The organism is Isoptericola cucumis, from assembly GCF_014635665.1.
Lineage (GTDB): Bacteria > Actinomycetota > Actinomycetes > Actinomycetales > Cellulomonadaceae > Isoptericola > Isoptericola cucumis.
This window is the reverse complement of the sequence record NZ_BMDG01000015.1, coordinates 45,012-59,192: the sequence shown is the minus strand read 5'-3', so window position 1 is coordinate 59,192 and position 14,181 is coordinate 45,012. Positions and strand designations below refer to the sequence as shown.

Here is a 14,181-nt window from a genome sequence, read left to right as displayed (position 1 = left end):
GCGCCGGTGCCGGCCGGCCCGTGCCGACTCATGGCGACTCCTGCCGACGGACCCAGGCCGTGCGGCGCCGCGTGCGCCGGCTCAGTGGGCCTGTCTGCCGATCCAGGGACCGACGGCGGACGCCGTCGTCGACCGCCGACGCTAGCCCGCTCCGCCGTCCGGGACAACCGTCGGGACGACCCCGGGGACGACCGTCGGGAGGCCGGCCGCCGGCGTCCGCGTGGGACGATGACGCCCATGTCCCGCGCCAGCCTGGAGAAGCAACCCGCCGAGGTCGCATCGATGTTCGACGGCATCGCCACGCGCTACGACCTGGTCAACGACATCGCCTCGCTCTGGCAGGACCGGCGCTGGCGCCGGGCCACCGTCGACGCGGTCGCGGCCCTGCCGGGGGAGCGCGTGCTCGACCTCGCGGCCGGCACGGGCACCTCAAGCGAGCCGTTCGCGGACGACGGCGCGCTCGTCGTGCCCTCCGACTTCAGCCTCGGGATGCTGCAGGTCGGCAAGCAGCGGCGGCCGGACCTGTCGTTCGTCGCGGGCGACGCGACACGTCTGCCGTTCGCGGACGCGAGCTTCGACGCCGTGACGATCAGCTTCGGGCTGCGCAACGTCGTCGACACCGACGCGGCGCTGCGCGAGATGCTGCGGGTCGTGCGGCAGGGCGGGCGGCTGGTCGTCTGCGAGTTCTCGACGCCCACCTGGGAGCCGTTCCGGGTGGTGTACCAGGAGTACCTGATGCGCGCGCTGCCCGTGATCGCGGGCGCCGTGACCCGCGACCGCGGCTCGTACGACTATCTCGCCGAGTCGATCCGCGCGTGGCCGGACCAGCCGGCGCTCGCCCGCCGCATGCTCGACGCCGGCTGGGAGCACGTCGCCTACCGCAACCTCAGCGGCGGCATCGTCGCGCTGCACCGGGGCACCCGCCCCGCCTGAGGGCGTGCCGACCTCGCCGGGGTGCCGGGGCGGCGGGGCGTCAGGCTCCGGCGGAGCGCTCCTTGGCGAAGTCGGTCACGGTCGCCGAGAGGTCGGAGACCTTGGCCTGGACGCGCGGGTCGTTCCACGTCTCGGTGGCCCAGCCCTTGGCGCGGTCGAGCTGCTGGCGGCCCTTCTCGGTGCCGACCAGGTACCCGAGCGTGGCCCCGATGACGAATGCCGGTCCAGCCTTCATGCCGTGCGCCTCCTGATGTGTGGTGGATGACTCCGCGGGCGTCGTGGCAGGTGCCGCGACGAGTGCCGTGGTCGCCGACGCTAGGCGCCGCACGGCCCGGGCGCACGCTGCGACACGCGAGGTCAGGCCCGCGGCGGCGAAGGAAGGCAAACCTTCCTACACATCGCGGGGCGAACGTGACTAGAGTGCACGCAAGAGTTGTGATGAGGTTCACAAGTCGACTCCGGCACCGTCGCCGGGGGCGCTCGGAGAGCGGAGGTGGAGCAGGTGCGGGCAGGCCGCGAGGACGTCGCCGACGTCATCGTCGTGGGCGCCGGGCCGGCCGGTGCGTCGACGGCGCACTGGTGCGCGAGCGCCGGCCTCGACGTGCTCCTGCTCGAGAAGGCGGCTTTCCCCCGGGACAAGGTGTGCGGCGACGGCCTCACGCCTCGCGCGGTCGCCGAGCTCGCCCGGATGGGCGTCGGCACGCAGGCCGAGGACGGCTGGATCCGCAACCGCGGGCTGCGGGTCGTGGCCGGCGGCCGGTCGTGGGAGCTGCCCTGGCCCGACCTCGCGTCCTACCCCGGCTACGGCATGGCCCGCGCCCGCATGACGCTCGACCAGCGCCTCGCCCAGCACGCGCAGGCCAGCGGCGCCAAGCTGCTGGAGCGCACCAAGGTGACCGGCCCGCTGCTCGACGAGCGCTCCGGCCGCGTCGTGGGCGTCACCGCGCAGCCGCTCGACGCCCGCGGTCGTGCGGACGGCGCCGCCACGACGTTCCGGGCACCCGTCGTCGTCGCGGCCGACGGCGTCTCCTCCCGGTTCGCGACGGCGCTCGACATCACCCGTCGCGACGACCGGCCGCTGGGCACCGCGGTGCGCACGTACTTCCGCACCGAGGGCACCCCCCGGCACGAGGACCCGTGGATGGAGTCCCACCTGGAGCTGTGGGACGGCGCCCCGGGCGCGTCGACCCTCCTGCCCGGCTACGGCTGGATCTTCGCCCTGGGCGACGGCACGGCCAACGTCGGCCTCGGCGCCGTGAGCTCGACGCCCGCGCGGCAGTCCGCCGCCGGCAACGACTACCGGGCGATCCTCGACACCTGGGTGCGCAACAGCCCGGCCGAGTGGGGGTTCACCGCCGAGAACCAGACCGGCCCCGTCCGCGGTGCGGCGCTGCCGATGGGCTTCAACCGCAGCCCGCTGTACTCGCGGGGCGCGGTGCTGGTGGGCGACTCGGCGGGCATGGTCAGCCCGTTCAACGGCGAGGGCATCGCCTACGCGCTGCAGGCCGGCCGGGTCGCCGCCGACGCGATCGCCCAGGCCCGCACCCGCGCCACCGACGACTCCCGCGAGCGCACGCTCGGCACCTACGCCGACCGCATGCGCGCCGACCTGGGCGGCTACTACACGCTGGGCCGGTGGTTCGTGCGGCTGATCGAGCACCCGCAGGTGATGCGGGCCGCCGTCCGGTACGGGCTCCCGCGGCCCGTCGTCATGCGGTTCGTCCTCAAGCTGCTGTCCGACTCCTACGAGCCGCGGGGCGGTGACTGGGTCGACCGGGTCATCGCGGGGCTCACGAGGGTGGTGCCAGCTGCATGAGCGTGAGGAGCCCCCGCGGAGGTACGTCGAGGGACGAGATGTGCCGGAGCGAGGCACCGCAGCGATCGGGCGGAAGCGGCGGAGCATGAGTCACGACGAGCACAAGGAAGTGGTCGGAATGCGAGCGCAGGTCAGGAGGGGACGATGACCAATCCGTACGTCCCGGTGCTGGTCCTCATGGGGATCGCCGCCGTCCTCGCCCTCGGGGGCGTGGCGGCCAGCGCCGTCATCGGGCCCCGGCGGTACAACCGGGCCAAGCTCGACGCCTACGAGTGCGGCATCGAGCCGACGCCGCTCGCCGACGGCGGCGGGCGGCTGCCCATCAAGTACTACCTGGTCGCGATGACGTTCATCGTCTTCGACATCGAGGTGGTCTTCCTCTACCCGTGGGCCGTGGACTTCACGGTGCTCGCCGGGTTCGGGCTGGTGGCGATGCTGGCGTTCCTGGCTCTCATCACGGTCCCGTTCGTCTACGAGTGGAGGCGCGGCGGCTTCGACTGGGTCTGACGACCCACCCCCCCCGCCGACGGCGGGGACCGAACGGTAAGGACGGCAACGGTGCCGGCACGACCGGCACCTCCTGGACAGGGAGGAGGGAACATGGGGCTCGAGGAGTCGCCTTCGGGTTTCCTGCTGACGACGATCGAAGACCTGGCCGGCTACCTGCGCAAGGCGTCGGTCTGGCCGGTCACGTTCGGCCTGGCGTGCTGTGCGATCGAGATGATGGCGGCCGGTGCGTCGCGGTTCGACCTGTCCCGGTTCGGCATGGAGGTCTTCCGCGCGTCGCCGCGTCAGGCGGACCTCATGATCGTCGCGGGGCGCGTGAGCCAGAAGATGGCCCCGGTCGTGCGGCAGGTCTACGACCAGATGAGCGAGCCCAAGTGGGTGCTCTCGATGGGCGTGTGCGCGTCGAGCGGCGGGATGTTCAACAACTACGCGATCGTGCAGGGCGTCGACCACATCCTGCCGGTGGACATCTACCTGCCCGGCTGCCCGCCCCGTCCCGAGATGCTCATCAACGCGATCCTGGCGCTGCACCAGCAGATCCAGGACGCGCCGCTGGGCGTGAACCGCAGGGAGGCGGCCGCGGCCGCCGAGGCGGCCGCGCTGGAGGCCACGCCGACGTTCGAGCTCAAGGGGCTGCTGCGATGACGGACGGCACGACGGGCGGCGCGGGCGCGGACAGGCCCGTGCCGCAGCCGGCGGAGGTCGCCGGTCCCCGGGCCGACGAGGTCGTGTCCGGCAGCGACCAGGCCGGCCGGGCCGGCCACGGCCCCGAGGTGGTCGACGTGCGCCGCGGGATGTTCGGCGTGGACGGCTCGGGCGACACCTCGGGCTACGGCGGGCTCGTGCAGCCCGTCGCGCTGCCGGGCGCCGCGTCGCGGCCCTACGGCGGCTGGTTCGACGAGGCGGTGGACGTGCTCGCGGAGGTGCTGGGCGAGGCGGGGGTCGCGTTCGACGACGCCGTCGAGCGCGTCGTCGTCGACCCGCAGACCGACCCGCCGCACGAGCACGCCGAGCTCACCCTGGTCGTGGCGCGCGAGCACCTGGTCGCGGTGAGCCGGGCCCTGCGCGACGACCAGGACCTGCGCTTCGAGCTCAGCCTCGGCGTGTCGGGCGTGCACTACCCGCAGGACGTCGGCCGCGAGCTGCACGCCGTCTACCACCTGACGTCCGTCACCCACGGGCGCCGGGTGCGCCTCGAGGTCGCCGTCCCCGACGCCGACCCGCACGTGCCGTCGACGACGTCGGTGTACCCCACCAACGACTGGCACGAGCGCGAGACGTGGGACTTCTTCGGGATCGTCTTCGACGACCACCCCGGGCTCGCGCGGATCGAGATGCCGGACGACTGGCCCGGCCACCCGCAGCGCAAGGACTACCCGCTCGGCGGCATCCCCGTGGAGTACAAGGGCGCCACGGTGCCGCCGCCGGACACGAGGAGGCAGTACTCATGACTGCACCCGCCTTCACCGCCACGAGGCCGCCGACCGACGACTTCGACCCCGGGATCCCGGGGTTCGAGGCGTCCGGCGGCGACTGGGACGAGATCGCGCGCGAGGCCGTCGGCGAGGAGCGCATCGTCGTCAACATGGGCCCCCAGCACCCGTCCACGCACGGCGTGCTGCGCCTCATGCTCGAGATCGACGGCGAGACGGTCACCGAGGCCCGCTGCGGCATCGGCTACCTGCACACCGGCATCGAGAAGAACATGGAGTTTCGCACCTGGACGCAGGGCACCACGTTCTGCACCCGGATGGACTACCTCGCGCCCCTGTTCCAGGAGACGGCGTTCTGCCTGGCGACGGAGCGGCTGCTCGGCGTCACCGACGACGTGCCCGAGCGGGCGTCGATCATCCGCGTCCTCATGATGGAGCTCAACCGCGTCGCCTCCCACCTGGTGTGCCTCGGCACGGGCGGCAACGAGATGGGCGCGACCACGGTCATGACGGTCGGGTTCACGGGGCGCGAGGAGATCCTGCGGCTCTTCGAGGCGGTGACGGGGCTGCGCATGAACCACGCGTACGTGCGCCCCGGCGGCGTGGCGCAGGACGTGCCCGACGACTTCGAGGACCAGGTCAGGGCCGCGCTGCCGAAGATCCGCCACTACCTCGGTCAGCTCGGCGACCTCATGCTCGCCAACCCGATCTTCAAGGCGCGGCTCACCGAGGTGGGGGCGCTCAGCCTCGCCGGCTGCATGGCGCTCGGCGTCACCGGCCCGGTGCTGCGCTCCGCCGGCCTGCCGTACGACGTGCGCAAGGCGTTCCCGTACTCCGGCTACGAGACGTACGACTTCGACGTCCCGACGTCGACGGACGCCGACTGCTTCTCCCGCGTGGTGCTGCGGCTGGAGGAGTGCTACCAGTCGCTGCGGATCGTCGAGCAGTGCCTCGTGCGGCTGCGCGACACCGCGGGCGCTCCCGTGATGGTCGCGGACAAGAAGATCGCGTGGCCGGCGCAGCTCGCCGTCGGCGCCGACGGGCAGGGCAACTCGCTGGACCACATCCGCCACATCATGGGCACCTCGATGGAGGCCCTGATCCACCACTTCAAGCTGGTCACCGAGGGCTTCCGGGTCCCCGCCGGCCAGGTCTGGCAGACGGTCGAGCACCCGCGCGGGGAGCTCGGCGTGCACGCGGTGTCCGACGGCGGCACCAAGCCGTACCGGGCGCACTTCCGCGACCCGTCGTTCAACAACCTCCAGGCGGTGTCGATGATGTGCGAGGGCGGCCAGGTGGCGGACGTCGTCGTGGCGGTCGCGTCCCTGGACCCGGTGCTGGGAGGGGTCGACCGATGACCGCAGAACCGACGAGCGCCCGCTCGCAGGCGCGGTACGACGCCGAGACGCTGGCGTCCCTGACCGCCGACGCCGCCGCGATCACGGCGCGCTACCCCGACCCGCGCTCCGGGCTGCTGCCGATGCTCCACCTGGTGCAGTCCGTGGACGGTTACGTGAGCCGCGACGGGATCATGTTCTGCGCCGAGCAGCTGGGGCTCACGCCCGCGGAGGTCAGCGCCGTCGCGACCTTCTACACCCAGTACAAGCGCCACCCGAACGGCACCTACACGGTCGGCGTGTGCACCAACACGCTGTGCGCCGTCATGGGCGGCGACGCGATCTTCGACGAGCTGAGCGACCACCTCGGCGTCGGGCACGACGAGACCACCGACGACGGCGCGATCACGCTCGAGCGGGTCGAGTGCAACGCCGCCTGCGACTACGCGCCCGTCGTGATGGTCAACTGGGAGTTCTTCGACAACCAGACGCCCGGCTCCGCCACGGAGCTCGCCGACCGGCTGCGTGCCGGGCAGGACGTCGCCCCGACGCGGGGTGCGGCGTCGGTGTGCTCGTTCAAGCAGATGAGCCGGGTGCTCGCGGGCTTCACCGACGGCCGCGCCGACGAGGGCGTGGGCGCGGGGGAACCGACCCTCGCGGGGCTGCGCCTGGCGCGGGCCGCCGCCTCGGTGGACGGCGCCGCCGGCCCGGAGGACGGCCGGCGCCCCGCACCCGCTGACGGTGGCGGGAAGCCCGCGGAGGTGCCGCCCGAGACGGGGACCGCGCAGTCGAGCGCCGAGCGCAAGCCGGCCGCGCCGGGCGACGCCGCACCGGGACGCTCGCCGTCCGGCGGACCGGCGAAGCCCGAGCCGGAGAAGAAGCCCGAGCCGGAGAAGGAGGGCGAGGTCGATGACTGAGCTGCTGCCCGTGCTCACGGACACGTGGGACGCCGAACGCTCGTGGACGCTCGCCGCGTACGAGGCCGCCGGAGGCTACGCGGGCCTCACCAAGGCGCTCGCGATGGAACCGGGCGACGTCGTGCAGGCGGTCAAGGACTCGGGCCTGCGCGGCCGCGGCGGCGCAGGCTTCCCGACGGGGATGAAGTGGGGCTTCCTGCCCCCGCCCGACGGCGGGCCGCGCTACCTCGTGGTCAACGCGGACGAGTCGGAGCCGGGGACCTGCAAGGACATCCCGCTCATGATGGCGAGTCCGCAGCACCTCGTCGAGGGCGTGATCATCACCAGCTACGCCATCGGCTGCCACCACGCGTTCATCTACGTCCGCGGGGAGGTGCTGCACGTCTACCGCCGGGTCATGGCGGCCGTGCAGGAGGCCTACGACGCCGGCTACCTGGGCAAGGACGTCCGCGGGTCGGGCTTCGACCTCGAGGTCACCGTGCACGCGGGAGCCGGCGCGTACATCTGCGGGGAGGAGACGGCTCTGCTCGACTCGCTGGAGGGCAAGCGCGGCCAGCCGCGGCTGAAGCCGCCGTTCCCCGCCGTCGCGGGCCTGTACGCGCGACCGACGGTGGTCAACAACGTGGAGTCCATCGCGTCCGTGCCGGGGATCCTCGACCGCGGCGTCGACTGGTTCGCGGGCATGGGCACGGCGAAGTCGCAGGGCCACGGGCTGTTCTCGCTGTCCGGGCACGTGACCCGGCCGGGGCAGTACGAGGCCCCGCTCGGCATCACGCTGCGCGAGCTGCTCGACCTCGCGGGCGGCGTGCGGGCGGGCCACCAGCTGAAGTTCTGGACGCCCGGCGGGTCCTCGACCCCGATCTTCACGGCCGACCACCTCGACACGCCGCTGGACTACGAGTCCGTCGGCGCGGCCGGGTCGATGCTCGGCACGCGCGCGCTGCAGATCTTCGACGACTCGACGTGCGTCGTGCGGGCGGTGAGCCGGTGGACCGACTTCTACGCGCACGAGTCCTGCGGCAAGTGCACCCCGTGCCGCGAGGGCACGTACTGGCTCAAGCAGGTGCTGCACCGCATCGAGGCGGGTCAGGGCGAGGAGCGCGACATCGACCTCCTGCTCGACCTGTGCGACAACATCCTCGGCCGCGCGTTCTGCGCGCTGGGCGACGGAGCGACGTCTCCCGTGACGTCGAGCATCCAGCTCTTCCGCGACGAGTACCAGGCGCACATCGACGGGCGGGGCTGCCCGTTCGACCCGAGCGCGAGCGCCCTGTTCCCGTACACCCCCAAGCACACCCCGGCGCTCGCCGGAGTGGGAGGTCACTGATGACGGCGACCACCGACAGGCCGGCCGCGGGCGGCAGCGTCGACAAGCCCGTCGAGACGGTCACGCTGACCATCGACGAGGTCGAGGTCACCGTGCCGAAGGGCACGCTGATCATCCGCGCGGCCGAGCAGGTGGGCATCCAGATCCCCCGGTTCTGCGACCACCCGCTCCTCGAGCCCGCCGGCGCGTGCCGCCAGTGCCTGGTCGAGGTCGCGATGCCCGACCGCGAGGGCAACGTGCGGCCGATGCCGAAGCCGCAGGCGTCGTGCACCATGACGGTCACGCCGGGCATGGTCGTCAAGACGCAGCGCACGTCGGCCGTGGCGGACAAGGCGCAGCACGGGGTCATGGAGCTGCTGCTCATGAACCACCCGCTCGACTGCCCGGTGTGCGACAAGGGCGGCGAGTGCCCCCTGCAGAACCAGGCGATGAGCAACGGGCGCGCGGAGACCCGCTTCGAGGACGTCAAGCGCACGTTCCCCAAGCCGATCGCGGTGTCCACCCAGATCCTGCTGGACCGGGAGCGCTGCATCCTGTGCCAGCGCTGCACCCGCTTCAGCGAGGAGATCGCGGGCGACGCGTTCATCGCGCTGCAGGAGCGGGGGGCCGGCCAGCAGATCGGCCGCTTCGACGAGTCGGTGCTCGACTTCGCGCCGCCGCCGTCGGCGCCCGGCGAGCCCACCGCCGGCACGGCCCTGCCCGACACGTCCGGGCAGCCGTTCTCGTCGTACTACTCGGGCAACACGGTGCAGATCTGCCCGGTCGGGGCGCTCACCAGCGCGGCCTACCGCTTCCGCTCGCGCCCCTTCGACCTGGTCTCGACGCCCGGCGTCGCGGAGCACGACTCCTGCGGGTCGGCGATCCGGGTCGACCACCGGCGCGGCGTCGTCCTGCGGCGCCTGTCCGGCGAGGACGCGGCGGTCAACGAGGAGTGGATCACCGACAAGGACCGGTTCGCCTTCACCTGGCAGACCGCCCCCGACCGGATCACGACGCCGCTGGTGCGCGACCGCCGGTTCGACGAGGACGGCAACGTCGTGGCCCGCGGGGAGCTGCGGCCCGCGTCGTGGGTCGAGGCGCTGGAGCTCGCGGCCGAGGGCCTGGCCGCGGCGCGCGACGGCGCCGGCGTCGGGCTGCTGCCCGGTGGCCGGCTCACCGTCGAGGACGCGTTCGCGTGGTCGCGGTTCGCCCGGGCCGTGCTGCACACCCACGACGTCGACCAGCGGGCGCGGGTCCACTCGGCCCAGGAGGCGGCGTTCCTCGCGCACACCGTCGCGGGGTCGGGGATCGGGGTCACCTTCGGCGACCTGGAGGCTGCGCCCGCGGTGCTGCTGGCGGGCCTCGAGGCCGAGGAGGAGGCGGGCGTCACCTTCCTGCGGCTGCGCAAGGCCGTCCGCGCCCACGGCCAGCGGGTCTTCGCGGTGGCGCCGTTCGCGAGCCGCGGCCTGGCCCGGCTGGACGGCACCCTGCTGCCGGCTGCGCCCGGCACCGAGGCCGAGTGGCTCGGCACGCTCGCCGACCGCGCGGTCGGGAACCTCGTCGCCGCTGCCGCGGACGCCGAGACCGTCGGCGACGTGGCCGAGGCGCTCGGGCAGCCGGGCGCCGTCGTCCTGGTGGGCGAGCGGCTCGCGTCCTCGCCCGGCGCGTACGCCGCGGCCGTGCGGCTGGCGGACGCCACCGGGGCACGGCTGGCCTGGGTCCCGCGCCGCGCGGGCGAGCGCGGCGGCGTCGAGGCGGGGCTGCTTCCCGGGCTGCTGCCCGGCGGCCGGCCGGTCGACGACGCCGCGGCACGCGCCGAGGTCGCGGCCGCGTGGGGCCTCGAGCCCGACGCCCTGCCGGCCGAGCCGGGCCGGGACACCGGCGAGATCCTCGACGCGCTGTGGTTGGGTCAGCTCGAGGGAGCGGTCGTCGGCGGGGTGGAGCTCGCCGACCTGCCCGACCCCGACCACGCGCGGCGTGCCCTCGCCGCGGCCGGGTTCGTCGTCGCCCTGGAGGTGCGCAGCACCGAGGCGACCGAGCTCGCCGACGTCGTGCTCCCCGTGGCGCCGCCCGTCGAGCGTGCCGGGTCGTACTGGAACTGGGAGGGCCGGGTGCGGTCGTTCGGGCAGGCTCTGGAGTCCGCGGCGCTGCCGGACCACCGCGTGCTCGACGCGCTCGCCGCCCAGCTCGACGTCGACCTCGGCGCCGGCGAGCCGCTCGCCGCGCACCGCGCCGTCGCGGCCCTGCCCGCGTGGGGCGGGGCGCGCGGCCCGGCGCCCGACGACGGGACCGTGGAGCCGCCCGAGGTCCCGGCCGGCTCCGCCGTCCTGGCGACCTGGCACCTGCTGCTCGACGACGGCGCGCTGCAGGACGGCGAGCAGTTCCTCGCCGGCACGGCCAAGCAGCCGGTCGCCCGGATGTCGGCGGCCACGGCCGCCGCCGTCGACGTGTACGACGGCGACCGCGTCGCCGTGTCCACCGACCGCGGCACGATCACCGTCCCGGTGGCGATCACCGAGATGGTCGACCACGTGGTGTGGCTGCCGCTGGCCTCGCGCGGCAGCCGGGTGCACGACGCCCTCGGCGCCGCCGCGGGCGACCTGGTGCGCGTCGCCCCGGCGGCCGCCGCGAGCGACGACGGAGGTGCCGCATGATCCCCGGGGTCGCCGCCGACTTCAGCAACGACTGGCTCTGGGTGTCGGCGATCAAGGCCGTGCTCATCGTCGTCTTCCTGCTGACCAGCGTGCTGTTCGCGATCTGGTTCGAGCGCAAGGTCGTGGCGCGCATGCAGGTGCGCCCGGGCCCCAACTGGCACGGCCCGTTCGGTCTGCTCCAGTCGCTCGCGGACGCGATGAAGCTGCTGCTCAAGGAGGACGTGAACGTCACCCGGGCGGACAAGGTCGTCTACCTGCTGGCGCCGATGATCTCCGTGTTCTGCGCGCTGCTGGTCTTCGCGGTCATCCCGTTCGGGCCCGAGGTGACGATCCCTTTCACCGACTACACGACCCCGGCGCAGCTCACCGACTTCCCGGTCGCCGTGCTGTACGTGCTGGCCTGCGCGTCGCTGGGCGTTTACGGCATCGTGCTGGGCGGCTGGTCCTCCGGCTCCACGTACCCGCTGCTGGGGTCGGTGCGCTCGACGGCCCAGGTCATCTCCTACGAGCTGGCGATGGGCCTCTCGCTGGTGAGCGTCTTCATCATGGCGGGCTCGATGTCGACGTCGCAGATCGTGGCCTCGCAGGCCGGCATCTGGTGGTTCCTGCCGCTGCTGCCCGCGTTCGTGGTCTACGTGATCTCGATGATCGGCGAGACCAACCGGCTGCCGTTCGACCTGCCGGAGGCGGAGGGCGAGCTGGTCTCGGGGTACATGACCGAGTACTCGTCGATGAAGTTCGCCTGGTTCTTCCTGGCCGAGTACATCAACATGCTCAACGTCTCGGCCGTCGCCACGACCCTGTTCCTCGGCGGCTGGCGCGCGCCGTGGCCGCTGTCCGCGATCGCCGACGGCGCCCTCAACACGGGCTGGTGGCCCGTGCTGTGGTTCCTGGTGAAGCTCTGGGCGGTCATGTTCGTGTTCGTGTGGGTGCGCGGCACCCTGCTGCGGCTGCGCTACGACCAGTTCATGAAGTTCGGCTGGAAGGTGCTCATCCCGGTCGCCCTCGGGTGGGTCGTGGTGCTGAGCGTGTTCCAGTACCTCGGCCTGTCGGGCGTGACCCGCACCCAGCTGGTCGTGGGCGTGCTGGTCGCCGCGGCGGTGGTCATCGCCCTGGTGTGGTTCTGGCCCAGCAAGGACGCGGGCGCGAAGGCCGGCCGCGCCGAGGCCCTGGACGCCGACCCCGCCGCACCGGGGGTCGTCGACGCGTTCGCCGCCGGCTTCCCCGTGCCGCCGCTGCCGGGCCAGTCCCTGCCGCCGTCGCCGCGCGCCCGCCGCCACGTCCACAGCACCGCCGTCGACCGACCCGAGGAGACGCGATGACCGACAAGCCGTACGAGCCGCTCCGTCCGAAGAAGGGACCGCTCGGCGAGCTGTTCGCCCCCGTGGCGGGCTTCGGCGTGACGTTCTCGTCGATGTTCCGGCCCACGGTGACCGAGCAGTACCCGCGCAAGAAGACCGCGCCGCAGCGGCGCTACCACGGGCGCCACCAGCTCAACCGGTACGCCGACGGGCTCGAGAAGTGCATCGGCTGCGAGCTGTGCGCCTGGGCGTGCCCGGCCGACGCGATCTACGTCGAGGGCGCCGACAACGCCGACCTGCCCGACGGCGGCCACATGTCGCCGGGGGAGCGGTACGGCCGCGTCTACCAGATCAACTACCTGCGCTGCATCTTCTGCGGGCTCTGCATCGAGGCGTGCCCCACGCGGGCGCTGACGATGACGAACGACTACGAGCTCGCCGGGCCGGACCGCGCCGGGATGATCTACGAGAAGACCGACCTGCTCGCTCCGCTGGCCGAGGGCATGCTCGCCGCCCCGCACCCGATGGTCGAGGGGACCACCGACACGGAGTACTACCGCGGCGAGGTGGCCGCGCCGACGCAGGCGCAGGTCGACTGGGTCCGCGAGCACCGCGAGGACGACCCCACGCTCGACTCGGCCGTGCGGGTGGTCTCGGGCGACGCGCCGGAGCCGGTGCCGAGCCGGCACCGGCTGCGCGGCAGCGCCACCAAGGCCGCCGTCGCCACCCGGGAGGCCGCGACCGGCGGGCACGTCGGGGGTGACCGGTGACCGCGACGGGCGGCGAGGCCGCCCTGTTCTGGGTGCTGGCGCCGCTGATGGTCCTGGCGTCGCTGGGGCTGCTCGTGGCACGCAAGGCCGTGCACGCCGCGATCTGCGTGATGTTCGTGATGGTCTGCCTCGCGATCCTGTACGTCGCGCAGGAGGCGCCGTTCCTCGGCGTCGTGCAGGTCGTCGTCTACACGGGCGCCGTCATGATGCTGTTCCTCTTCGTGCTGATGCTCGTGGGCATCGACGCCGCCGACTCGCTCACCGAGACCATCCGCGGCCAGCGGTGGATCGGGGTGCTGCTCGGCGTCGGGCTCGCGGTGGTGCTGCTCGGGGTGATCTCCCGCGCCGCCTTCCCGCCCGCCGTCGGGCTGGCGGAGGCGAACGCGGTGACCAACCCGGTCGCCCTCGCCCGCCTGATGTTCTCGGAGTACGTGCTGGCCATGGAGGTGGTCGGCGTGCTGCTGGTCACCGCGGCGCTCGCGGGGCTGGTGCTCACCCACCGGCGCCGGCTCAGCTCCCGGCCGACGCAGCGTGCGCTCGCGGCCGCGAAGGTGGCGGCGCTGCCCGAGGGGAAGACGATCACGCCCCTGCCCGCGCCCGGCGTCTACGCCCAGAACAACGCCATGGACACGCCGGCGCTGGGGCCCGACGGGCGGCCGCTGGAGCACTCCGTCCCACGGGTGCTGCGCATCCGCGGCCAGCAGCGGTCGGCCACCGCGGTGCTCGCCGCCGAGGAGACGCTCGTCGGCCGCGAGCTCGCCGAGGCCGGCCTGCTCACCGCCGAGGCCGACCCGCCGGGCACCTCGTCGGGCACCTCGACGGGCCTGGACAGTGACGGCCCGGACAGTGACGGCCCGGCCCCAGACGGCCCGGCCACCGACGAGGAGGGGCGCTGATGGAGATCACCAACTACCTCGGGCTGGCGGTGATCCTGTTCGCCCTGGGGGCGGCGACGGTGCTGCTGCGTCGCAACGCGATCATCGTGTTCATGGGCGTGGAGCTCATGCTCAACGCCACCAACCTGGCGTTCGTCACGTTCGCCCGGATGCACGGAGACCTCACGGGGCAGGTGCTCGCCTTCTTCGTCATGGTGGTGGCCGCCGCGGAGGTCGTGGTCGGCCTCGCGATCATCATCATGATCTTCCGTGCCCGCCGGTCGGCCTCGGTCGACGACGTCAACCTGCTGCAGAGCTGAGAGGCCCACGAC

General features: G+C 73.3%; 14 protein-coding genes. 13 read left to right on the top strand and 1 reads right to left on the bottom strand.

Going from position 1 to position 14,181, the window contains the following annotated elements; genetic code table 11:
• Window positions 1–237 precede the first annotated feature (237 nt).
• On the top strand, window positions 238–933 hold the full coding sequence (locus IEW03_RS18380) for a demethylmenaquinone methyltransferase (protein ID WP_188525167.1): 696 nt from the start codon (window positions 238–240) through the stop codon (window positions 931–933).
• A 40-nt stretch (window positions 934–973) separates the two neighbouring features.
• Here the strand turns inward: IEW03_RS18380 and IEW03_RS18375 are convergent, their stop codons facing one another.
• Window positions 974–1,168 (bottom strand): hypothetical protein, encoded by a 195-nt coding sequence (locus IEW03_RS18375; RefSeq protein WP_188525166.1) that lies wholly within the window; start codon window positions 1,166–1,168, stop codon window positions 974–976.
• Window positions 1,169–1,435: 267 nt separating this feature from the next.
• Between IEW03_RS18375 and IEW03_RS18370 the strand changes: the two genes are divergently transcribed.
• The 12 genes from IEW03_RS18370 to nuoK all read left to right on the top strand — a co-directional run bounded on the left by IEW03_RS18370 (window position 1,436) and on the right by nuoK (window position 14,169).
• A complete protein-coding gene (locus IEW03_RS18370) occupies window positions 1,436–2,749 on the top strand; it encodes a geranylgeranyl reductase family protein (RefSeq protein ID WP_188525165.1) in 1,314 nt (437 codons plus the stop codon).
• A gap of 144 nt (window positions 2,750–2,893) precedes the next feature.
• Window positions 2,894–3,256, top strand: coding sequence for an NADH-quinone oxidoreductase subunit A (locus IEW03_RS18365; protein WP_188525164.1), 363 nt, complete (start codon window positions 2,894–2,896; stop codon window positions 3,254–3,256).
• A 93-nt stretch (window positions 3,257–3,349) separates the two neighbouring features.
• Window positions 3,350–3,901: a NuoB/complex I 20 kDa subunit family protein gene (locus IEW03_RS18360; protein ID WP_188525163.1), complete on the top strand. Its 552-nt coding sequence runs from the start codon at window positions 3,350–3,352 to the stop codon at window positions 3,899–3,901.
• Window positions 3,898–4,707 carry an NADH-quinone oxidoreductase subunit C gene (locus IEW03_RS18355; RefSeq protein ID WP_188525162.1) on the top strand — a complete coding sequence of 270 codons (810 nt, stop codon included), beginning with the start codon at window positions 3,898–3,900 and terminating at the stop codon, window positions 4,705–4,707. The genes IEW03_RS18360 and IEW03_RS18355 overlap by 4 nt, the downstream gene beginning before the upstream one ends.
• Complete coding sequence (locus IEW03_RS18350; protein WP_188525161.1) at window positions 4,704–6,047, top strand: NADH-quinone oxidoreductase subunit D; 1,344 nt, start codon at window positions 4,704–4,706, stop codon at window positions 6,045–6,047. Before IEW03_RS18355 ends, IEW03_RS18350 begins: the two co-directional genes overlap by 4 nt.
• Window positions 6,044–6,943: an NADH-quinone oxidoreductase subunit NuoE gene (nuoE, locus tag IEW03_RS18345; protein ID WP_188525160.1), complete on the top strand. Its 900-nt coding sequence runs from the start codon at window positions 6,044–6,046 to the stop codon at window positions 6,941–6,943. The genes IEW03_RS18350 and nuoE overlap by 4 nt, the downstream gene beginning before the upstream one ends.
• Entirely contained in the window at window positions 6,936–8,270 is a 1,335-nt protein-coding gene (gene nuoF / locus IEW03_RS18340) for an NADH-quinone oxidoreductase subunit NuoF (protein ID WP_188525159.1), read from the top strand. The genes nuoE and nuoF overlap by 8 nt, the downstream gene beginning before the upstream one ends.
• Complete coding sequence (locus IEW03_RS18335; RefSeq protein WP_188525158.1) at window positions 8,270–10,903, top strand: NADH-quinone oxidoreductase subunit G; 2,634 nt, start codon at window positions 8,270–8,272, stop codon at window positions 10,901–10,903. The genes nuoF and IEW03_RS18335 overlap by 1 nt, the downstream gene beginning before the upstream one ends.
• Window positions 10,900–12,225 (top strand): NADH-quinone oxidoreductase subunit NuoH, encoded by a 1,326-nt coding sequence (nuoH, locus tag IEW03_RS18330; RefSeq protein WP_188525157.1) that lies wholly within the window; start codon window positions 10,900–10,902, stop codon window positions 12,223–12,225. The genes IEW03_RS18335 and nuoH overlap by 4 nt, the downstream gene beginning before the upstream one ends.
• Window positions 12,222–12,974 (top strand): NADH-quinone oxidoreductase subunit NuoI, encoded by a 753-nt coding sequence (nuoI, locus tag IEW03_RS18325; protein ID WP_188525156.1) that lies wholly within the window; start codon window positions 12,222–12,224, stop codon window positions 12,972–12,974. Before nuoH ends, nuoI begins: the two co-directional genes overlap by 4 nt.
• The gene (locus tag IEW03_RS18320; RefSeq protein WP_188525155.1) at window positions 12,971–13,870 is read left to right on the top strand and encodes an NADH-quinone oxidoreductase subunit J; all 900 of its coding nucleotides are present in this window, start codon (window positions 12,971–12,973) and stop codon (window positions 13,868–13,870) included. Before nuoI ends, IEW03_RS18320 begins: the two co-directional genes overlap by 4 nt.
• Entirely contained in the window at window positions 13,870–14,169 is a 300-nt protein-coding gene (gene nuoK, locus IEW03_RS18315) for an NADH-quinone oxidoreductase subunit NuoK (protein WP_188525154.1), read from the top strand. The genes IEW03_RS18320 and nuoK overlap by 1 nt, the downstream gene beginning before the upstream one ends.
• Window positions 14,170–14,181: the final 12 nt, after the last annotated feature.